Origin of the sequence: Streptomyces sp. NPDC051963 (genome assembly GCF_044593495.1) — a bacterium.
Lineage (GTDB): Bacteria > Actinomycetota > Actinomycetes > Streptomycetales > Streptomycetaceae > Streptomyces.
The window spans coordinates 1-21432 of the sequence record NZ_JBIUCC010000020.1 but is presented as its reverse complement, the minus strand read 5'-3'; the positions used below and the strand labels follow the sequence as shown (position 1 = coordinate 21432).

Annotated in this window: 20 protein-coding genes and 1 rRNA gene; 9 read left to right on the top strand and 12 right to left on the bottom strand. The window is 69.2% G+C overall.

The genetic code is table 11. The features are described from left to right. Positions 1-108: 108 nt before the first annotated feature. The gene (locus tag ACIHFB_RS45220; RefSeq protein ID WP_365288617.1) at positions 109-294 is read right to left on the bottom strand and encodes a hypothetical protein; all 186 of its coding nucleotides are present in this window, start codon (positions 292-294) and stop codon (positions 109-111) included. A 123-nt stretch (positions 295-417) separates the two neighbouring features. Beyond that, a complete protein-coding gene (locus ACIHFB_RS45215; RefSeq protein WP_365288614.1) occupies positions 418-1251 on the bottom strand; it encodes a hypothetical protein in 834 nt (277 codons plus the stop codon). Positions 1252-1703: 452 nt separating this feature from the next. Here ACIHFB_RS45215 and ACIHFB_RS45210 point away from each other — a divergent pair, with 452 nt between their 5' ends. Then, a complete protein-coding gene (locus ACIHFB_RS45210; protein ID WP_365288612.1) occupies positions 1704-3263 on the top strand; it encodes an FAD-binding oxidoreductase in 1560 nt (519 codons plus the stop codon). A 27-nt stretch (positions 3264-3290) separates the two neighbouring features. Here ACIHFB_RS45210 and ACIHFB_RS45205 read toward each other — a convergent pair whose 3' ends face one another. The 7 genes from ACIHFB_RS45205 to ACIHFB_RS45175 all read right to left on the bottom strand — a co-directional run bounded on the left by ACIHFB_RS45205 (position 3291) and on the right by ACIHFB_RS45175 (position 10946). Continuing rightward, entirely contained in the window at positions 3291-3998 is a 708-nt protein-coding gene (locus tag ACIHFB_RS45205; protein WP_365288610.1) for a phosphatase PAP2 family protein, read from the bottom strand. Positions 3999-4221: 223 nt separating this feature from the next. Next, positions 4222-6597 (bottom strand): ATP-binding cassette domain-containing protein, encoded by a 2376-nt coding sequence (locus ACIHFB_RS45200; RefSeq protein WP_400129921.1) that lies wholly within the window; start codon positions 6595-6597, stop codon positions 4222-4224. 103 nt (positions 6598-6700) lie between these two features. Continuing rightward, a complete protein-coding gene (locus ACIHFB_RS45195; protein WP_365288606.1) occupies positions 6701-7120 on the bottom strand; it encodes a VOC family protein in 420 nt (139 codons plus the stop codon). A gap of 10 nt (positions 7121-7130) precedes the next feature. Continuing rightward, the gene (locus ACIHFB_RS45190; protein WP_365288604.1) at positions 7131-7574 is read right to left on the bottom strand and encodes a helix-turn-helix transcriptional regulator; all 444 of its coding nucleotides are present in this window, start codon (positions 7572-7574) and stop codon (positions 7131-7133) included. A gap of 19 nt (positions 7575-7593) precedes the next feature. Beyond that, positions 7594-8607 carry a bifunctional lytic transglycosylase/C40 family peptidase gene (locus ACIHFB_RS45185; protein ID WP_365288623.1) on the bottom strand — a complete coding sequence of 338 codons (1014 nt, stop codon included), beginning with the start codon at positions 8605-8607 and terminating at the stop codon, positions 7594-7596. A gap of 134 nt (positions 8608-8741) precedes the next feature. Then, entirely contained in the window at positions 8742-9671 is a 930-nt protein-coding gene (locus ACIHFB_RS45180; RefSeq protein ID WP_365288621.1) for an alpha/beta hydrolase family protein, read from the bottom strand. A 516-nt stretch (positions 9672-10187) separates the two neighbouring features. Then, positions 10188-10946, bottom strand: a complete 759-nt coding sequence (locus tag ACIHFB_RS45175) for a PIG-L deacetylase family protein (RefSeq protein WP_365288619.1) — start codon at positions 10944-10946, stop codon at positions 10188-10190. A gap of 113 nt (positions 10947-11059) precedes the next feature. On the opposite strand from ACIHFB_RS45175, the gene ACIHFB_RS45170 reads away from it, so the two are divergent. Then, positions 11060-11479, top strand: coding sequence for a hypothetical protein (locus ACIHFB_RS45170; RefSeq protein WP_365288602.1), 420 nt, complete (start codon positions 11060-11062; stop codon positions 11477-11479). Positions 11480-11517: 38 nt separating this feature from the next. Here the strand turns inward: ACIHFB_RS45170 and ACIHFB_RS45165 are convergent, their stop codons facing one another. Then, positions 11518-12468 (bottom strand): oxidoreductase, encoded by a 951-nt coding sequence (locus ACIHFB_RS45165; protein ID WP_365288599.1) that lies wholly within the window; start codon positions 12466-12468, stop codon positions 11518-11520. A gap of 89 nt (positions 12469-12557) precedes the next feature. Here ACIHFB_RS45165 and ACIHFB_RS45160 point away from each other — a divergent pair, with 89 nt between their 5' ends. From ACIHFB_RS45160 to ACIHFB_RS45130, 7 genes are all read left to right on the top strand, one after another. Then, entirely contained in the window at positions 12558-13163 is a 606-nt protein-coding gene (locus tag ACIHFB_RS45160) for a TetR/AcrR family transcriptional regulator (RefSeq protein ID WP_365288597.1), read from the top strand. Positions 13164-13495: 332 nt separating this feature from the next. Then, complete coding sequence (locus ACIHFB_RS45155; protein WP_210582519.1) at positions 13496-13804, top strand: hypothetical protein; 309 nt, start codon at positions 13496-13498, stop codon at positions 13802-13804. A gap of 153 nt (positions 13805-13957) precedes the next feature. Continuing rightward, positions 13958-14800 (top strand): hypothetical protein, encoded by an 843-nt coding sequence (locus tag ACIHFB_RS45150; RefSeq protein WP_400129920.1) that lies wholly within the window; start codon positions 13958-13960, stop codon positions 14798-14800. Then, positions 14790-16121, top strand: a complete 1332-nt coding sequence (locus tag ACIHFB_RS45145; protein ID WP_400129919.1) for a hypothetical protein — start codon at positions 14790-14792, stop codon at positions 16119-16121. The genes ACIHFB_RS45150 and ACIHFB_RS45145 overlap by 11 nt, the downstream gene beginning before the upstream one ends. Then, positions 16118-17674, top strand: a complete 1557-nt coding sequence (locus ACIHFB_RS45140; RefSeq protein WP_365288591.1) for an SCO6880 family protein — start codon at positions 16118-16120, stop codon at positions 17672-17674. Before ACIHFB_RS45145 ends, ACIHFB_RS45140 begins: the two co-directional genes overlap by 4 nt. Before the next feature lie 6 nt (positions 17675-17680). Then, complete coding sequence (locus ACIHFB_RS45135) at positions 17681-19102, top strand: ATP-binding protein (protein WP_365288589.1); 1422 nt, start codon at positions 17681-17683, stop codon at positions 19100-19102. Between the two features lie 15 nt (positions 19103-19117). Continuing rightward, entirely contained in the window at positions 19118-20590 is a 1473-nt protein-coding gene (locus tag ACIHFB_RS45130; RefSeq protein WP_400129918.1) for a type IV secretory system conjugative DNA transfer family protein, read from the top strand. Positions 20591-20593: 3 nt separating this feature from the next. Here ACIHFB_RS45130 and ACIHFB_RS45125 read toward each other — a convergent pair whose 3' ends face one another. Both ACIHFB_RS45125 and rrf read right to left on the bottom strand, forming a co-directional pair. Continuing rightward, positions 20594-21139 carry a GNAT family N-acetyltransferase gene (locus tag ACIHFB_RS45125; RefSeq protein ID WP_400129917.1) on the bottom strand — a complete coding sequence of 182 codons (546 nt, stop codon included), beginning with the start codon at positions 21137-21139 and terminating at the stop codon, positions 20594-20596. A 69-nt stretch (positions 21140-21208) separates the two neighbouring features. Further along, positions 21209-21325 (bottom strand): 5S ribosomal RNA (gene rrf / locus ACIHFB_RS45120). Between the last annotated feature and the right edge of the window lie 107 nt (positions 21326-21432).

Genomic DNA, 21432 nt, shown 5'->3' with positions numbered 1-21432 from the left:
TACGTGATGTTCACCATGACGCAGCCATGAGGCCATCGGGGCATGGGACGTGGCGCGGCGGGCGGGAGCCCGGCGCGCCTTCCTGTATATGGGCCTGCGTACCAGCGCCTACGCGTCCGCGTCCCTCACGCGATCGCGTGCTTCGGCCACTTTCAGCACCTCGTCGATGCTCTCAAGGCTGAGCCGGTCCTCGTGGGCGGCGGACGCCGCGATGATCAGGTCTCCGCACAGCTCGATCTCGGCGAGGGCCACGTGGTCCTGAACTGCCGTACCGCCGACCGGAGCCACGTGCATCACCTCTTCTCTGCCGTCACCGACTTCCTAGAGTAGGGAGCGGCCTACACAACGCGCATGGCACGGACGGGCTAGTTCTTGACGCCCGTCATGCTTCCGCGCACCTTCCCCCTCGGCAGCCGCTCACTCCTCGGCGATGCGGCCGGCGTAGATGTCCCCGGCCTCCGGCAGCTCTACGTCGACGGGGGCCCCGAAGTCGTACAGCAGGGTCGTCGAGGCGACCGCGACGGTGTTCTTCTGCTGTCCGTTGACGAAGCTGAACCGGTGCCGGATCTTGCGGATGCGCCCCTGTTCGTCGAGGTAGACGTCGAACGGCACGGCGGCCGTGGCGAACCCTTTCGCCGCCGCGGCCAGCGGTTTCCGGTTCCCTTCGGAGGCGTCCTGCGCCGCGTCCGCGAGATCCGCGGTCCCCCGGTAGTGCCGTACCGGAGTCCCCGCGACCTGGGTCTCGCCCACATATGTCGCCGTCCGCGTCCCGCGCAGCAACTCGGCGGCGGCGTACGGGTCGGTGGCCCCGCCGGTGACGAGATTGCCGTCCGAGAGCGTGGCGATGTCCACCCGGACCCATTTGTCGGCGGGTACTCCGGCTCCCCGGTTCTTCATGAACAGGGCGCCGGGGGCGAGGAGTTCGGTGATCGAGCGGTGGTCCGGGGTGCCGGCCGGGTCCTGCGGCAGTTGCACCTCCAGCCGGCCGAGCTGCCGGGAGAAGTCGTACACCCCTTCGCCCCGGATGGTGACGCGGGTTCCGCCGGTGGCCATCTCCATGGACGTACGGGTCTGGGAGGTGCCGGCGTCGACCAGCCGGTCGGCCGCCCGGTGCAGGGTCTCGACGGGATCGGCGGACGCACGCGCGTCCTCGGCGGCGGCCCCGCCGGAACACCCGGTGGCGCAGGCGCAGACCATGAGTCCCGCGACCCCCGCCGCTGTCCGCCACTGTCGCCGTTGCCGCTCCGCCATCGCCTGCCTACCCCCAGCCGCTACGTCCGTCCCGGGCCCCCTGTCGTTTCGGTTAACGACAAGTAAGTGGCACCGTCACGCTGGCCGACGACGACGGTGAACAGAGAAACCCTTTACCTGTCCTGGGTACGGTTGACATGTGGCGCAGCACGACGGCCTGGATTCCCGCCAGGCACTCCCGGAACACCGCACATCAACGGTTGACCAAGGCAAGTTCTGCACGGCACGCTGCACCTGCGGCTGGCGCGGACCGGCCCGCAGAGCCCGCAGCCAGGCAAGGACGGACGCGGCAGGTCACGCGAACGCACCGGAGTAGGCGCCGTTCCCGCACGCGAGCCCGTATCCCGGGGGGAACCTGTGACAAGACCGCGGCCTTGTCACACCACGGCCGGCGGTGGAACCCGTGCCTCCGCCGCCTCGTCTCGTTCCACGGAAGCCGACAGGAGGCGCACATGGAACGGCGTACGTTCATCGCAGGCGGCGCGGCCGCGATCGCGGGCTTGACGAGCGCGGCGTGCAGCGGCGGGGGAACATCGGGCACGGCCCGCAGCACCAGCTCCGCCACCGCGGACCTGACCACGGGCATGTCCACCGCCACCAAGACCGCCGCCGCGAACTGGTCCGCCCTGGCGCGGGAACTGGACGGCACCCTGGTCCGCCCCGGCGAGGCCCAGTGGAACGCGGCCCACCAGCTCTACAACACCCGCTTCGACAGCTTGAAGCCGGCGGCGGTGGCCTATGTGGCGCACCCGGACGACATCCGCACGACCCTCTCCTACGCCCGGGCGCACAACCTCCAGGTGGCGATCCGCAACGGCGGCCACTCCTACGCGGGCTGGTCCTCGGGCAACGGCCGTCTGATCGTCGACGTGTCCAAGCTCAGCAAGATCCGGGCGAGCGGCGGTACGGCCGTGGTCGGCGCGGGCGCCAAACTGATCGACGTCTACCGGGCCCTCGCGGCAAAGGGCGTGACCATACCGGCCGGCTCGTGCCCCACGGTGGGGGTCTCGGGCCTCACCCTGGGCGGCGGCCACGGAGTGGTCTCCCGGGCCTACGGCCTGACCTGCGACAGCCTCACCCAGGCCACGCTGATCACGGCGGACGGCAAGCAGCTGACGGCCGACGCCACCGAGAACAAGGACCTGTTCTGGGCGCTGCGCGGCGCGGGCAACGGAAACTTCGGCGTCGTGACGGAGCTCCGGTTCAAGACCCATCCGGCCCCGCAGGCGGTGTCGGCGTACATGAGCTGGCCGTGGTCGAAGGCGGCGGCGGTGGTGCGGGCCTGGCAGGAGTGGGGCCCGACCCAGCCCGACGAGATCTGGTCGTCCCTCCACCTGGCCGGCGCGGGCGGAACACCGACCGTCTCCGTCGCGGCCTTCTCCCTCGGCACCTACGGCGAACTCCAGAACGCGGTGGACCGACTGGCCGACCGAATAGGGTCCTCGGCGACGAGTGTCTCCCTCAAGCGCCGCTCCTACGAGGCCTCGATGGACCTCTACGCAGGCTGCTCGTCCTTCGCGTCCGACGCACAGTGCCACCTCCCGGGCTCCACCCCCGGCCGTTCCCCCGAAGGCGCCCTGAACCGCGAGACCTACGCGGGGAAGTCGGCCTTCTTCGACCGTTCGCTCTCCGAGGCGGGCATCCAGAAGCTGCTGTCCCAGCTGACCTCGGTCCGGGGCGGCGCCGGCAGCATCGACATCACGGCCCTGGGCGGCGCCGTCAACCGCGTCTCCCCCACGGCAACGGCCTTCGTCCACCGCCGCTCCCGCATGCTGGCCCAGTACATCGCGTCCTGGCGTGCGGGCACCTCCGGCACCACAGCCCAGTCATGGCTCACCTCGGCCCACTCCGCGATGCAGCCGTACGCCTCGGGCGCCGCCTACCAGAACTACACGGACCCGACCCTGAAGGACTGGCGCAAGGCGTACTACGGCGACGCGACGACGCGCCTGCAACAGCTGAAGAAGCAGTACGACCCGGAGAAGTTCTTCACCTATCCCCAGGCGTTGTAGCCATGCCCACGCGCCAGCTGCGCCCGGCTAGGCGGCCAGGTCACGCTCCTTGGCGTCGGCCGACTCGGCCCGGGCCCCCGGGATCACGGCGTCCTCGTCCCCGGCGGCTCTCCCCCGCCCCCGGATCAGCCACACACCCCGGGCCGACCCCTCGATCGCCTTCATGACCGGCGTGAGCAGCGCCAGCGCGAGCGGGGACAGCAACAGCACCACAGCCGTACCGAGCGCGAACCCGCCCACGACATCCGTCGGATAGTGCACGCCCATATAGATCCGGCAAAAGCCCTCGATCAGGGCCAGCGCAATACCCGCGGCGCCGAATTTCCTGTTCGCCACGAAAAGCCCGACGCCCATGGCCATGGCGATCGTCGCGTGATCGCTCACAAAGGAGTAATCGGTCTTCCCGCCCACCAGGACATCCAGCCCCTGGTGGTCGAGAAAGGGCCGGGGTCGCTCGACAAATCCCCGTATGGGCACATTCACCAGCACCGCGATTCCGGCGGCGAGAGGAGCCCAGACCAGCGCGGCGACGGAGGACGCCGCGTCCTCGGCACCCCGCTGCCGGACATTCCACCAGCACCAGAGCACCAGCAGCACCATGGCGATCAGCAGCCCGAACTCGCCGACGAACTCCATACCGCGGTCGAACCACCGCGGCGCGTCCTTGGCCAGGCCATTGATGTCGTAAAGCAGCTCGACGTCGGGGTTCGACCCGGATTCTGCGAGTCCAGCCATGGTGCACGGCCCCTTCGTCGTCTCTCCCGGCGCACACGCACGTACGCCGAACCAGGAACGCACGGCTCCTGTTAATACGTTCCACACTCCACCGAATGATCACTCAGACGTTATCGAAGAGAGACTCATCACCGCAGCTCAGGGGGGTGGTTGACGCTCCGTTCAGGGATCGGTTCAGGCCATGCTGGACAGTCTTGTCCGTTCCGTTCGGGTTGGTCGAAAGTCAGGCTCCGATGTACGCCGCGAGGTGCTCACCTGTGACGGTGGAGCGCGCGGCGGCGAGATCGGCGGGGGTGCCCTCGAACACGATTCGGCCACCGTCGTGTCCCGCGCCGGGTCCGAGGTCGATGATCCAGTCCGCGTGCGCCATGACCGCCTGGTGGTGCTCGATGACGATGACCGACTTGCCGGACTCCACGAGCCGGTCCAGCAGACCGAGCAGCTGCTCGACATCGGCGAGGTGAAGACCGGTCGTCGGCTCGTCGAGGACGTAGATGCCGCCCTTGTCGGCCATGTGCGTGGCCAGCTTGAGCCGCTGCCGCTCGCCGCCGGAGAGCGTGGTGAGCGGCTGGCCGAGGGTGAGGTAGCCGAGCCCGACATCGGCGAGCCGGTCGAGGATGGCGTGCGCGGCCGGTGTGCGTGCCTCGCCGGCGCCGATGAACGCCTCGGCCTCGGTCACCGACATCGCGAGCACCTCGCTGATGTCCCGGCCGCCGAGGTGGTACTCCAGGACCGAGGCGTCGAACCGCTTGCCCTCGCAGTCCTCGCAGGTGGTGGCGACGCTCTGCATGATCGCCAGGTCGGTGTAGATGACGCCGGCGCCGTTGCAGGTCGGACAGGCGCCCTCGGAGTTGGCGCTGAACAGGGCCGGCTTCACGCCGTTGGCCTTGGCGAAGGCCTTGCGGATCGGTTCGAGCAGTCCGGTGTACGTCGCCGGGTTGCTGCGCCGGGAGCCGCGGATCGGCGCCTGGTCGACCGACACCACACCCTCGGAGGCGGGGACCGAGCCGTGCACGAGCGAGCTCTTGCCGGAGCCGGCGACGCCGGTGACGACGGTCAGCACCCCGAGCGGGATGTCGACGTCGACGCCCTGGAGGTTGTTCGCCGTCGCGCCGCGGATCTCCAGGGCGCCGGTGGCCTTGCGCACCGTGTCCTTCAGGGCGGCCCGGTCGCCGAGATGGCGGCCGGTGATGGTGTCGGAGGCCCGGAGCCCTTCGAGGGTGCCCTCGAAACAGACGGTGCCGCCCGCCGTACCGGCGCCGGGGCCGAGGTCGACGACGTGGTCGGCGATCGCGATCGCCTCCGGCTTGTGCTCCACGACCAGAACCGTGTTGCCCTTGTCGCGCAGCCGCAGCAGCAGGTCGTTCATCCGCTGGATGTCATGGGGGTGCAGCCCGATGGTGGGCTCGTCGAAGACGTAGGTGACGTCGGTGAGCGCCGAGCCGAGATGGCGGATCATCTTCACGCGCTGCGCCTCACCACCCGACAGCGTGCCCGCGGGCCGGTCGAGCGAGAGGTAGCCGAGGCCGATCTCCGTGAACGAGTCGAGTGTGTGCTGCAACTTGGTGAGCAGCGGCGCCACCGACGGCTCGTCGAGCCCGCGGACCCATTCGGCCAGGTCGCGGATCTCCATCACACACGCGTCGGCGATGCTGATCTTCTTGATCTTCGACGTCCGGGCGCCCTCACTGAGCCGGGTGCCGTCGCACTCGGGGCAGGTGGTGAAGGTGACGGCCCGCTCCACGAACGCCCGGATGTGCGGCTGCATCGCCTCCTTGTCCTTGGACAGGAACGACTTCTGGATCTTGGGGATCAGCCCCTCGTAGGTGAGGTTGATGCCGTTGACCTTCACCTTCCTCGGTTCGCCGTAGAGGAAGTCCTGCATCTCCTGCTTGGTGAACCTGCGGATCGGCTTGTTCGGGTCGAGGAGGCCCGACTGGGCGTAGAGACCCACGGTCCACTGGCTGTCCGACTTCCAGCCGGGAATCGTGAACGCGCCCTCGGCGAGCGACTTCGAATCGTCGTAGAGCTGAGTGAGGTCGATGTCGGAGACCTTGCCCCGGCCCTCGCAGTGCGTGCACATGCCGCCGGTGCGCTCGTAGGTCGCCCTGACCGCCTTCTTGTTGCCCTTCTCGACGGTGATCGCACCGGCCGCCCGCACCGAGGCGGTGTTGAAGGAGAACGCGCTGGGCGGGCCGATGTGCGGCTTGCCGAGCCGGCTGAAGAGGATGCGCAGCATCGCGTTGGCGTCGGTGGCGGTGCCGACCGTCGAGCGCGGATCGGCGCCCATCCGCTGCTGGTCCACGCTGATCACGGTCGTCAGCCCGTCGAGCACGTCCACCTCGGGCCGCGCCAGGTTCGGCATGAAGCCCTGCACAAAGGCGCTGTACGTCTCGTTGATCAGCCGCTGCGACTCCGCGGCGATCGTGTCGAACACCAGCGAGCTCTTGCCCGACCCGGACACCCCGGTGAACACCGTCAGCCGACGCTTCGGTATCTCAATACTGACGTCCTTGAGATTGTTCTCCCGCGCACCGTGCACACGGATCATGTCGTGACTGTCGGCAGCATGCGCACTCGTAGCCATACTCGTCTCCATCTGATGGGCGGCTCGACAGCGCCCCTTCTTTTAGGGGCGCGGGGAACTGCGCGACCAGCCACAACGGACCCGCAGCCGCCCGCCGACCAATCGCGTCCCCCCGTTAGGCGCTCGGCACCTCCTGAATGCGCACCATGTTCCCCGCGGGATCGCGAAACGCACAGTCCCGCACCCCGTACGGCTGCTCGGTAGGTTCCTGAACAACCTCCGCCGCACTACTGCCCTGCACCTTCTCAAAGGCACCGTCGAGATCGTTCGTGGCCAGCAGAATCCACCCGTACGTCCCCTTGGCCATCATCTCGGCGATGACGCGCCGCTCATCATCGGTGATCCCGGGGTCGGCGGTCGGCGGCGCCAGGAGGATGGACGTGCCGGGCTGGCCGACGGGGCCGACCGTGATCCAGCGCATGGTGCCCTGTCCGACATCGCTGCGGACCTCGAAGCCGAGCGTGTCCCGGTAGAAGGCCAGGGCCGCCTCCGGGTCGTCCTGCGGAAGGAAGCTTGCGTGAATGGTGATGTCCATGCACGTCACGCTAGCGGCGGCCCGGTGCCGACGCTTCTTGATTCCTGATCGGCCTGGTCACCTGTTTCGCCACGCACGCCGGCATCCCCTCCGTCGCGTCCGCCGCGAGCCGCCGGTAGGTGCTGGGCGGCATGCCGACCAGCTCGGTGAAGCGCGTACTGAAGGTGCCGAGCGAGGCACAGCCGACCTCGAAACAGACCTCGGTGACACTGAGGTCGCCGCGCCGCAGCAACGTCATCGCGCGCTCGATGCGCCGCGTCATCAGATAGCTGTACGGCGACTCGCCGTACGCGGCCCGGAACTCCCGGCTCAGATGCCCGGCCGACATGTGCGCCCCGCGCGCGAGCGCCTCGACGTCCAGCGGCTGGGCGTACTCCCGGTCGATCCGGTCGCGGACACGACGCAGCCGCGCGAGATCACGCAGGCGCTGTTCCGGGACGGGTGAGCTGGTCACGTTCCAGAGCGTACGTGGGTCACCCCTGCCCCGTCAGCGCCAGCGCCTTCCCGCCGTCCTCGGTGACCCGCGTCGCCCCGAAGTAGTCCGGTGTGTCGATCGGGTCGAACCGGATCACGGCCCCCGGCCTCGGCGCATCGATCATGTAACCGCCGCCCACATAGATCCCCACGTGCCGGATGGCCCGGGAATTGGTGAGGTCGTCCGAGAAGAACACCAGATCCCCGGGCAGCAGCTCCGCCCGCGAGGGATGCTGCCCGGCGTTGTACTGATCGTTGGCGACACGCGGCAGGGTGACCCCCACGCTCTCGTACGCCGCCTTGGTCAACCCGGAGCAGTCGAACCGCCCGCCCTGGTCGGCGGTGCCGTTCCCGCCCCACAGATAGGGCGTGCCGAGCTTCTTCTGGGCGTAGTAGATGGCACCGGCGGCCTGCTTGGAGGGGTCCACGCGTGACACGGGCGCGGCGAAGCTCTCCTCCAGCGTCGTGATCGTCTTCACATAGTTCTGGGTCTCCGAATACGGCGGCACGCCCCCGTACTTGATGACCGCGTACGCCCCCGCGTTATAGGCGGCGAGCATGTTCTTCGTGGCGTCCCCCGGCACGTCCTTCACATACGACGCGAGCTTGCAGTCGTACGAGGCGGCCGACGGAATCGCGTCGTTCGGATCCCACACATCGCGGTCCCCGTCGCCGTCACCGTCGACACCGTGCGTGGCCCAGGTCCCCGGAATGAACTGCGCTATCCCCTGCGCCGCGGCCGGGCTCTGCGCGTTCGGATTGAACCCGCTCTCCTGGTACAGCTGGGCGGCGAGCAGCGCGGGGTTGATCGCGGGGCACATGTTGCCCCACTTCTGCACGAGGGTCTGGTAGGCGGCGGGTACGGCGCCTTTGGCCAGCGACTTGGAGGCTCCGCCGACCCCGTTGGCGAGGTTCCCGGCGACGATGTACACACCGACGACGAGCAGCATCACGAAGCTGAGCCCCGCCCCGAGGGCAGCGCCCGCCACGATCCACGCCTTACGCACCGTCAACCGCCCCTCGCTGCCCGGGATTGCGCCCACGTCAGTCTAGAGACTGCCCCGAGGGGGCGGTGTGATCACACGAAAGGAGAGCCGGCCGGAGCAGCCGTTTCTCGCCTGCCCGGTCGGCTGCCCCTGACGCTCGGTCAGCGGCCGCGCTCCAGGGCGTTCAGCAACAGCGGCAGGGAGCGGTGCAGTTCGCGCTCCCAGTAGGGCCAGGTGTGGGTGCCGGGGCCGTAGAAGTCGGTGGTGAGCCGCACTCCGGCGGCCTTCAGCCGGCCGGCGAGGGCGTGGTTCATCTCGTTCAGCTGCGCCTCCAGGTCGTCCTGCGTACCCGGCGGGTCGAACGGGCCGGCCGTGCCGTCGCCGCTCGCCAGGAAGACGGGGCTCGAACGCAGCCGCTTGGCGAGGTAGTACGGATCGTGGTCCTCCCAGATGGAGCGCTGGGCCACCGGATCGCCCCACAGCGCGAGCGGGTCCTCGCCGAACTCCTCCAACAGGTCCATCAGACCGTTCGGGAAGTCGCCGTACAGGGGATGCGCCACACCGCTGTAGCTCGCCACCGCCCGGAACATGCCGGGGTGGTGCGCGGCGTAGAGGAGGGAGCCGAGGCCGCCCATGGACAGCCCGGCGATCACCCGGCGCTGGCCGGCGCCGTAGCCGTGCTCCAGCAGCGGGCGCAGCTCGCGCAGATGGAAGGTCTCCCAGGCCGGCGAACCGCCGTTGCCGTGGTTCCACCAGTCGCTGTACCACCCGGCCGGTCCACCCTCGGGCATGACGACCAGCGTGTCGCGCAGCTGCGGCAGCGACGCTACGTCCGTCTCGCGGGTCCAGCTGTCATACGTGTCGCAGCACCCGTGAAGCAGGAACAGCACCGGCCATCGCTGCCACTTCCGCCGCTCGTCCCAGCCGTCCGGGGTCAGCAGCCGCACCTTGGCGGTACGGCCCAGCGCGGGCGACGAAACGGTCAGGTCGACCAGACGGGGCCCGACCCGCTCCTCCGCGACGACACGGGCACCGCCGCCCCCACCCACTCGGTCGACGGCCGCGGTCGCGGTCCCGGGCAGGATCGCCATGACCAGAGCGACCAGGACGGTCCAGATCAACGCGCGGGCATGGCCAGGGTGCACGACGGGCCTCCACTCTCAGCGAACCGATGGGCTTCTGACCAGTACCACCGGGGAGCGTACGGATCGCTGGGGCAGGGGTCACTACGTCGGACACCTGAGACTCCGCGAAGGCGGCACCACCGGACATCCGACCCACGCCGACTTCCCGCCCTTCAACACCCCCAGCCCCCACAACCCGGCCACACCGACCGACTCAACACCGGCCCGCACGACCCGCAGGCCACGACCGTCTTCGACGTCGAGCGGGGATACGGCGACCGCGCCCCCCACGACGCGGAACCCACGAACGCCCCTCGAGTCCGCGTCCCGCACGGCGCCTTGAAATCGGCCGGATTCCATCGCCCGGGCCGGAGGGCGTACGGGCCGGAGGGCATACGGGCCGGGAGTGGGGCGGCGTAGGGCCAGGGCGGGGATACGGTGACCGGCGGCACCGGCACCGGCCCCGACCCCTGGCGCCCGCGCTCAGGCCGTCAGCTCCGTCCGGGCCGGCGCGCTGGAGACGGTGTCGTGGCGGATGTACCACTCGGTCGCCAGGAATCGCTCCCGGACATCCGCAGGGAAGCCGGCCAGCAGCCCCGGTGCCGCGCCCCGCTCCACCTCGGTGCGATGGGCGAGCACGGCGGCCCACTTCTGTTCCAGCCAGGGGCTCACATCGACGGTCGCGGTGACCAGCTCGTCCGGAACAGTGTTCATGCCCTTGCCCGCACGAGCCAGCTCCTCCAGGGCCGGAAGCGCCGAGTGCGGGTGCGTGGCCAGGTAGAGGGCGCTCGGCCGCCAGGGGTCACCGGCATCCGGAAAGAGCCTCTCCAGCCCGGCCGCCTGGACCGCGAGTGCGGTCACACGGTGGGTGTGCACATGGTCGGGGTGGCCGGTCAGGCCGCCGTAGGCGTCGTGGGTGACCACGATCTCCGGGCGGAACTGCCGCAGATGCGCCACCAGCCGCCCCACCGACTCGTCGAGCGGCGCGTCGCACAGCCTCGGGCTGCCCGGCGCCGACGACGGCACCCGGGCGTCGGCATAGCCGAGCATCCGCGGTTCACCGGCGCCCAGAATCCGCAGCGCTTCGGCGAGTTCAGCACCACGCCGAGTGCCCTCGGCCCACGTCGCCGTCACGACGGCGGTCCGAGCGCCCGCGGCCGCGTGCCGGGCGAGCACTCCGCCGGAGGACAGTGACTCGTCGTCCGGATGAGCGAAGACGGCGAGCAGGCTCGGCGCGGGCATCGGCATCAGCGCCGGCATCGGTCGACCACCTCCCATGAGTACCGATACTCATGTACGAAATCACGCGTCACGCCAGACTGTCTGTTCCGCAACGCATCGACAGGGGAGCGAAGTTGAGACGGACGAGTCGAACTCTGGCCGTGGCGGCGCTGGTGGCCTGCGGGCTGACGGGAGTGGGGGCGGGGCCCGCCGCCGCGTCGGGCGATGTCCTGTTGCCCCATCCCGGTCCGGAGGGCCTGGTGTGGGTGGAGGAGATGACGGGGGACGGCGGTGTCGCGTCGGGGGGCGCGTGGGAGGGGCTGCCGACCGTGCTGACGGTGGCCTGCGAGGGGGGCGGCAGCGTACAGGTGACGATGCAGTCGCAGGACGTCGAGGTTGCCGCGTTCCCGGTCGACTGCCCGGCCGGGACAGCAGGCGTCGGCTCGGTGACCATGGACGCCGGCGTGGTCAAGGCGGGGTCCTTCACCGTGGGCGTGGACGCCTCGGCGGACGGCATCCGGTGGGCCCTGACCGTGGTGCAACCGGAGCAGTGAGCGTGAAGCGGGCGGTGACCTAACGGGACTTCGCCCAGCTATCGCTGTGCGACGGGCTGCCCCAACGGCCAGCTCACGCCCGTCAGTTCCTCCGACACCGTCCACAGGCGACGGGCGGCCACCGTGTCGCTCGCCGCCGTGGACCGGCCGACCAGCGTCGGGGCGCCGCGCATCTCGCCCCGCCCGCCCGGCCCCACATAGCTCGCCCCGGGCAGGTCCTGCGTCGCCGCGTACAGCGTGGGGAGGGCTCCGGCCCGGTCGTCCTGGGCGAAGAACCGGTTGCCGAATCGCATGAAGGCACGGACGACCGGATTCGCCGCATGGCTCTGGAGGTTGGTCGCCGCGTACCCGGGGTGGGCCGCGAACGCCCGCACCGGCGAACCCGACTCCGCCAGACGCCGTTGCAGTTCGATGGTGAACAGCAGATTGGCCAGCTTGGACTGGGCGTAGGCCCGACGCGGCGTGTACCCGGCCGTCAGATTCAGGTCGTCGAAGTCGATCGTCACCGCTCCCCAGCGATGCGCGCCCGAGGACAGCGTCACCACCCGGTCCTGGACGTACGGCAGCAGCAGGTTCGTCAGCGCGAAGTGACCCACGTGGTTCGTGCCGAACTGCATCTCGAAGCCGTCCCGGGTCTGCTGCCGCGGCAGCATCATCACGCCCGCGTTGTTGATCAGGACGTGGATCGGGTCCCGCCATCCGTCCGCGAAGTCCCGTACGGACCGCAGGTCGGCCAGGTCGAGGCGCCGTACCTCCGTACTGCCGCGCACGCTCGCCGCTGCCGCCCGCCCGCGCTCCAGGTCCCGTACGGCGAGCACCACATGCGCCCCCGCGCGGGCCAGCGCGTCCGCCGCCGTCAGACCGATCCCGCTGTTGGCCCCGGTGACGACGGCCGTGCGACCGCTGAGATCGGGAAGGCGCGTCTCGTTCCACTTGCTCGTGTTGTTGCTCGTATTGCTGTCCGTGTTGTTGCTCGTCTTCTCAGCCATGCCTCGAATGTAGGCGATGACTACAATGCTGTCAATGACAACAAAGATGACGGCGCCAACAAAGATGGCGACGCCTACATCGGGATACGATGATGCCCATGCCCGCAGCCAGCCGCCCCTACCACCACGGCGACCTCCGCTCCGCCCTGCTCGCCGCCGCCGAGCGCACCCTCAGGGAGAAGGGCGCCGCAGCGCTCTCCCTGCGCGAGCTGGCCCGCGAGATCGGTGTCAGCCACGCCGCCCCCGGCCGCCACTTCAAGGACAAGCAGGCCCTGCTCAACGCCCTCGCACTCACCGGATATGAGCGGCTCGCGCAGACCCTCGACGCCGCCGACGACCCCGCGCTGCCGCTCCAACCCCGGCTCACCGGGCTGGCCCGCGCCTACCTCCGGTTCTCCATCGAGAACGCCGCGCTGCTGGAGCTGATGTACGCCCGCAAGCACGAACCGGACGCCACCGAGCAGATGGCCGCCGGCCTGGACAGCACGATCGGCTCACTGGAGACCGTGCTCGCCGACGCCCAGAAGCGCGGCGAGATCATCGAGGCGGACCCCGAACACCTCACCCTCCTCACAGGTGCCGCGATGCACGGACTCGCCTCGATGGCGGCCACCGGCATGCTCACTCCGGAGGCCGCCCTCGGCAGCGTCGACGAACTGATCCACCACCTGCTCCACGGCCTCAAGCCCCGCTGACGCCCAGTCACCTCACCAGCGGGCCACGGCCGCTCGGCAAAAGTCCGTTCGTCCGCCATGGGCGGCGGAGGATAGCCTTCACCCGGAGGACATCCTTCCGCGCGTGATCATAAGAAAGGTCAACGACGGAACCACACGAAGGTTCTGCTCAGGCCTCATTGCCCGGCGTAATCTGCCGTGATACACAGAGTGACCGTACGAGCTATTCGTACGAATCCCGCCCATCAATGACGCCAAGTCGACATGCGACAGCGGAATTGTCGGCGAGAATGAGACCTGACCTCTGCGCTCGGCAGGGGATGCGGAACTACCCAACAGGGGCGGTGACTTACATGCTCTTTGCGGCCGACAAGGGAGACATCAACACCATCATCGGCGGGATCGCTCCGGACTGGGGTCCCTTCGGGGCTCTGGGGGCCGAAGCGAAGACGATGATCCAGGTCGTCATGGCGGTCGCCATCCTGCTCTGTCTCGGCATCGCCATCTGGGGCGCCGCGAAGCAGCGCATCGGCGCGACCGCGCTGCGCGACACCTTCAGCGCGGAACAGGGCAAGGGCCTCATCGTCGCCGGCCTCACCGGAGTCTTCATCATCGGCTCACTCGGCACGCTCTTCACCATCGTGTACGGCATGGCCGTCTAGCCGCCCACCCCTCCCTCCCCCACCCGTCGTGCCCACCGGCTGAGGTTGCGTCTCCCTGATGTCGAGTCACCACACCGCGCCCGCGCGGGAACCAGCACGGCTACCGTCGTACATCTACGCGGTCCGCTATGACGTCGAGGGGGCGTACGGCGCATGAGTCTCGGGGACGAGCACGAGCCCTCCGGGGGTTACGGCGGCACGGGCCACACCCGCACGCGGCTGCCCGAAGGGGGCGGCGGCGGTGACGTGTACGGGGGTGCCCGTCGCGGGCCCCGATCCTCCTCACGCAGCCTGGTCACCGTGGTCGGCGTGGTCGTCCTCCTGATCGCCGCGATCGCTTTCGCCAACCGCGGCGGCGACGACTCCTCCTCGACCGACGGCACCACCACGGACAAGCCGGAGACGGCCAGCACGGCGGCGAGCGGGGAGCAGCCGGTGCAGACGGAGGTGGGCGGGATTCCGTCGGGGTTCCCACAGGATCAGCAGGGGGTGGAGAGTGCGGCGGCCAACTACTCGGTCGCGTTGGGTTCTGCCGAGATGTTCAACAAGGACCGGCGGCACGAGATCGTCAACACCGTCTACGCCCCCGATGTCGCCGCCACCCGGCAGACCGACCTGGACAACGCGTACTCCAGCGAGAAGTTCCTGACGAACATCGGCCTCACCAAGGACGGCACCGCTCCGGCCGGCCAGTCCTTCGTCTCGCGGGTCATCCCGGTAGGAACCAAGGCCACGGCGTTCAGCTCGAGCCAGGCCACCGTGGAGGTCTGGTACACGTCGCTCTTCGGTCTGTCCGGTGAGGCCTCGACCAACCCGGTGTCCGAGAGCTGGTACACCACCACCTACCAGCTGGCGTGGACCGCCAATGACTGGAAGGTCACCGACTTCCAGCAGAAGGACGGCCCCGTGCCAGTCGGGCGCGACCAACAGGCCTCCACCGCCGACGACATGACGAAGGCCGTCGAGGAGTACGGAGGCTTCACGTATGCGCGCTAACCACCGGTTCCTCAAGGTCACCGCCGTGTTCGCCGCCGTACAGACCACCGCGGTGCTTCTCGCGACCCACGCCGTTGCCGCGCCCACGCCCACTCCCACGCCGACGGGCAGCAACGACCCCTGCGACCTCATCCGCGGCCCCGCCAAGGACTACTGCGAACGAGGCGACAACCCCAGCGGCACCGGCGGCGGAACCCCCACCCTCGACCCCACCTCCACCCTCGACCCCCTCTCCTCCCTCGCCAAGGGCTGCGCAGACGCCGCCGCCTGGACGATCAACAAGCTCAGCGACGCCGTACAGGACACCGCGAACGTCGACTTCACGAACGCCAAGTTCCTTCAGCAGTACGCCGTCGTCTTCGCGGCATCGACGATCCTCACGCTCCTGCTCTGGCTGCTCGCGGCGGCCAAGCGAGCCGTACGAGGCGTCCCCCTGTCGACGGCGATCGGCGAAGCCATCGGCTTCCTCTGGCTCACGGTGCTGGCGTCCGCGTTCACGCCCCTCGTCCTGTACACGGTCGTATCGGCCACCGACGGCGTCACGGACGTCCTCGCAAAGACCACCGGCAACCAGACGGACACGTTCTTCGGCACGTTCTCCGGCGCTCTGGAGAAGGGCGAGGACATCGGCGGCGGTCCGATCATGCTGATCGTCGTCTCCCTGGTGAGCATCCTCGCCGCCGGCATCCTCTGGCTGGAGCTGGTGATCAGAGCCGCCCTGCTCTACGTCGGCGCCCTCCTCGGCACCGTCGTCTACGCGGGCCTGGTCGACAAGAACCTGTGGGGCCACGTCCGCCGCTGGGCCGGCATCATGATCGCGGTGATCCTGGTGAAGCCGGTGATCGTGATCGTGCTGGGCCTCGCCGGGGCGTTGTCGACGGACGACGGACCGGACGCCTTCTCCGCGGTCGTGTCCGGCCTCGCCATCATCCTGCTGGCCATCTTCGCGTCCGCGATGATCTACCGCTTCGTCCCCGGCTTCGGCGACGAGATCGCCGGCTCCCGCAACAACCGCATCATGCAGGGCGCCGAGGGCAAGGCCGCCGCGGTCATCAGCTCCCCGGCGACCCTGGTCGCACAGGGCATCAAGACCCACAGCTCCCGAGCCGACAACAACGGCGGCGGTGGCGGCGGCCAGTCGGGCCGCCCCGACAACCCGGCCTCCGGCGGCGTCGCCGCCCACAGCACACGCAACTCGAACGGCGGCGGATCCGTCCCCTCCGCCGCACCCGCACCCCGTTCGAGCAGCAACGTCAACACGCCCCACGCCAGCAACACCCGCAACAGCAGTCCCAAGCGCACTGGAGGTGAAGGGCGTTGACGACCGAGTCCCACGTGTCCCATACGGTCACGCCCCGCCGCACATATCTGATCGGCCGCGCCCGGCCGAACGCGATGGTCGGCCGGAATCGTGAGACCGGCGAGATCGCGCTGATCATCGCGGGCGCGTTCCTCGGCATGATGTGCGGGCTCCTCGTCCCCGTCCTGTCCTTGCGCATCGTGCTGCTGATGGGCTTCCCCCTGCTCGCGCTGGCGGCGGTCTATGTGCCGTACAAGCGCCGGACCATCTACAAGTGGTTCGAGATCAACCGCACTTACAAGCGCACCCTCAAGCAGGGGACCGTGTACCGCTCCGGCGTCATCGAGGCCGGCACCGGGCTCGACGGCCGCGAGATCGAGGTCGGCCCGCCCCCGGGCATCGGCCGTATCAACTGGCTCGCCGCGCCGTTCGGCCCCGACGAGATCGCCGTACTGCTGCACGCGGACCGCAAGACCGTCACCGCAGCCATCGAGATCGAGGGCCCCGGCGTCGGCCTGCGCGACAGCGAGGACCAGGAGGCCCTCGTCGACCGCTTCGGCACGCTGCTCAAGCACGTGGCGAACGGCGACGGCTTCGTCACCCGGCTCCAGATGCTCGCCCGCACCCTCCCCGCCGACCCCGACGCCCACGCCAAGGACGTCGCCGTACGCGGGGACGAACGCGCACCGGGCTGGCTGACGCATTCGTACGACCAGCTCCAGTCGATGGTGTCGACCAGCAGCGAGCAGCACCGCGCCTACCTCGTCGCCTGTATGCACTACACGCGCGAGCTCGCCGCCGAGGCCAACGCCATGGCACGGGCGGCCCGCCCGCACGGCGGCAGGGCCGACCGGGACGCGGGCCTCGCGGTCGTCATGGCGCGCGAGCTGACGGACATCTGCTCGCGGCTCCAGGAAGCCGACATCCGCGTACGACAGCCCCTCGGGCAGGGCCGTCTCGCTTCGCTCATCCACTCCATGTACGACCCGGACCACCCCATCGACCACATCCAGGCGATGACGAAGCGCAACGCGTGGCCGGCCGAGCTGGACGCCATGGAGCCGACGTACCTCCAGGCCAAGACCCGCGAGTCCTCCACCCGCGCGCCCTGGTGCCACTCCACGGCCTGGGTGAAGGAATGGCCGATGACCCCGGTGGGCGTCAACTTCCTGGCCCCGCTCCTCGTCCACACCCCGGACGTCATCCGAACGGTCGCCGTGACGATGGACCTCGAGCCCACCGAGGTAGCCATTGAACGCATGCTGACCGAAAAGACGAACGACGAGGCCGAGGCCTCCCGCCAGGCCAAGATGAACCGCACCGTCGACCCGCGCGACATCGCCTCCCACAACCGTCTCGACCAGCGGGGAGAGGACCTGGCGAGCGGCGCGGCCGGGGTCAACCTCGTCGGCTACATCACCGTCTCCTCCCGCAATCCGGAAGCCCTGGCGCGCGACAAGCGGACCATAAGGGCCTCGGCCGGAAAGTCGTATCTGAAGCTGGAGTGGTGCGACCGCGAGCACCATCGCGCCTTCGTGAACACACTGCCCTTCGCCACCGGCATCCGGAGGTAGGACCTGATGCGGGATCCGCTGTCCGTCCTCACCGACGCCTTCACGTCCTTCCTCTTCGGCAAGGTCGAGACGACCCGCCTCCCGGTACGCACCTCCACGGGCCAGGCCCAGGCCGTCTACCTCCCCACCGCCGCCCCCGGCCTCGGCGACTCCGGCGTGATCATCGGCCGCGAGGTCTACTCCGGCAAGGGCTACATCTACGACCCCTTCCAGCTGTACGGCCAGCAGCTCCCGGCCCCGCACTGGCTGGTCCTCGGCGAGTCCGGCAACGGCAAGTCGGCCCTGGAGAAGACGTACGTCCTACGACAGCTGCGCTTCCGCGACCGCCAGGTGGTCGTGCTCGACGCACAGGGCGAGGACGGGGTCGGCGAATGGAACCTGATCGCGGAGGAGTTGGGCATAACTCCTGTCCGCCTGGACCCGATGGCCGCCCTGGACCACGGCATCCGGCTGAACCCTCTCGACCCCGCGATCACGACGACGGGCCAGCTGGCGCTGCTCCGGACCATCATCGAGGTCGCGATGGGCCACGGCCTGGACGAGCGCTCCGGCTTCGCCCTCAAGGTCGCCCACGCCTACGTCAACGAGACGATCGTCGAACGCCAGCCGGTCCTCACCGACATCGTCGAGCAGCTACGACACCCCGAGCCGGAGTCGGCCGAGGCGATGAACGTCGACATAGACGACGTACGGGCGTGGGGCCTGGACGTGGCGCTGGTGCTGGACCGGCTGGTCGACGGTGACCTGCGCGGCATGTTCGACGGCCCGACCACGGTCGGCATCGACCTGGACGCCCCGCTGATCGTCTTCGACCTCTCCCACATCGACCGCAACTCCATCGCCATGCCGATCCTGATGGCGATCGTGGGCGTCTGGCTGGAGCACACCTGGATCCGCCCCGACCGGAAGAAGCGCATCTTCCTGGTCGAGGAGGCCTGGCACATCATCGCCAGCCCCTTCGTGGCCCAACTCTTCCAGCGGCTGCTGAAGTTCGGGCGCCGACTGGGCCTGTCCTTCGTCGCGGTGGTCCACCACCTGTCCGACGTGGTGGACGGGGCGGCGGCGAAGGAGGCGTCGGCGATCCTGAAGATGGCGTCGACACGGACGATCTACGCGCAGAAGGCGGACGAGGCGAGGGCGACGGGCCGGGTACTGGGCCTGCCGAGGTGGGCCGTCGAAATCATCCCGACCCTCACTCCCGGCATCGCGGTGTGGGACGTCAACGGCAATGTCCAGGTCGTCAAACACCTGGTCACCGAGACGGAACGCCCCCTCGTCTTCACCGACCGCGCGATGACCGAGTCCTCCACCGACCTCACGGACGACGCCCTGCGCGCCGCCGAACTGGAGGCGGAGGAGCGGGCGGCGGCCTTCATGGAACAGCACCTGGGCGACCTGGACGGCTCGTCGGAGTCAACGGTGGCGTGAGAAGAGCGTGGTGAGATGAGACACGACGACCGCAATCACCGTCAGGACGCCCAGGGCGGCATCCCCGACGGACTGCTGCTCGGCATACTCGCGTTCCTCCTCGGCATGACCGTGCTGGTCTGGACGGCGGCGGGCCTGGCCGGCTGGTTCTCCCACGGCGCCTGGCCTGAGGGCGTGACCTTCACCCGCACTCCGCTCGCCATGCGCCAACTCATCGCCCATCCACACGACATCACGGGCGCCTGGCCCGAGACCCCCGCGGCCCAGCTCTCCGGCTACGGCCTCTTCTGGGGCCTGTTCATCGGCCAACTGATGGTCCTGGTCGTCCTGACGGTGTTCGTCATGGGCACGGTGGCGAGATGGCGGGCGGTCAGGGCGAGACGGCGAGCGGAACGGGCGGCGCCTGTGCCGGTGCCGGCACCCGACGTCCACGAGGTCCCGGTGCCGCGCGCGGAACCCCAGCCGACATCGCTGCCGGAACCGGCCGAGGTGCCACGGGAAACCGCACCACCGCTGGAATCGGCCCACTTCCCGATCAACGGTGAACGGGCGGGCGGGGGCGGCTGGGAAAGCATCCTCGTAGCCCCGAGAGAAGCCCGCCAGTCAACGGCAACCCAAGCCGTACGAGACGCGGCAGGCCCCGCCCTCGTCGTCACGTCCAACCCCGCCGTCTGGCAGGACACAAAGGACCCCCGGGCCAAGCTCGGCCCCACCCTCCTCTACGACCCCACGCATCTCTGCGACACCCCCGCCCGCCTCCACTGGTCCCCCATCAGCGGCTGCGAGGACAAGGCGACGGCGATCGCAAGAGCAGCGGCCCTGCTCGTCCCGGTCCGGCCGACCGCGAAGATCGACCAGGCTGTGGCCGACACCGCCGAAACGCTCCTGCGGAGCTATCTGCACGCCGCCGCCATCGACGGCCGCACCATCCGCCACGTCCACCGCTGGTCACAAGGCATGCAGATCCAGGACGCCGTACGCACCCTCCGTACGAACCCGAAGGCGGCACCAGGAGCGGCGGGCGAACTGGAGGCAGCGCTCACGGCGCACACCGAACGCCGCGACATGGCACAGGAGTTGACCATCAGGGCCCTCTCCTCCCTCTCCACGATCAACGTCAGAGAGACCTGCACGCCCAATCGAAGCGACGCCCTCGTCCTGGATTCTTTCCTCGACGAAGGGGGCACGCTTTATGTGGTGGGTGAATCCATCGAGGACCCCAGGACGAATCCCGGCGCGATGCCCCTCCTGACGGCCCTCGTCTCCAGCGTGGTCGAGCGCGGCCGGCACATGGCCGAACGGTCATCCTCCGGTCGCCTCGACCCACCACTCACGCTCGTCCTGGACGACGTCGCCGCCGTGGCTCCGCTTCCCCAGCTGCCGGAGCTGCTGGCCACCGGAGCAGACCGGGGCCTGCCCACCCTGGCCCTGCTCCGCTCCCGGGAACAGGCCCGCACCCGCTGGCCGCACGACGAACTACCGGTATAGCCGTCATTCGCGTTCGAGCGCGAACTCCAACTGGGTCTCCCCCGGGGCCTGCGCCAACGGCACAGTCACTCCGGTCGGTTCGAACCCCACCTTCCGGTACAGCCGCTGAGCCCGGCCATTGTCCTCATGCACGATAAGCCGCACCCGCTCGGCGCCTTGCGCCCACGCCCACTCGATACCGGCGTCGACGAGCACCTCGGTAAGCCCGATCCCACGGTGATCAGGCCGTACGAACACGGCGACGACATGCCCTTGCTTGCGCTCGACGGGAAAGCCGGCCCAGTCGGTCCCCCCGGACTCCTCCATGAGCACGGTCAGTGTCCCCACCCACTCCCCGTCCGGACCCTCAGCGATGATCTGCTGCGTTTCGACAGCCCCCTCGGCGCTGCCGGCGGCCCGCTCCTGCCAGAAGGAGTCGGGATGGGCTGCGGCTTGCTCGTAGGTCTCCAGGAAGGCGAGATGCGCCACCGGATCCTGTAGGGACACAAGCCGCAGTGCCTTCACCGCGCGCCACTCTTCGGCACGTATGGAACGGACCTTGTAGTTCATGACTGCAACGGTAGCTGAACGCAGAAAACCCCCGTACCGATTTACGGTACGGGGGTTTTCGCAATGATTGTTCGGCGGTGTCCTACTCTCCCACAGGGTCCCCCCTGCAGTACCATCGGCGCTGTAAGGCTTAGCTTCCGGGTTCGGAATGTAACCGGGCGTTTCCCTCACGCTATGACCACCGAAACACTATGAAGCTCGACCGGAAAAAACACAGTCGTTGCCTCAGAACTAACACAGTGGACGCGAGCAACTGAGGACAAGCCCTCGGCTTATTAGTACCAGTCAGCTCC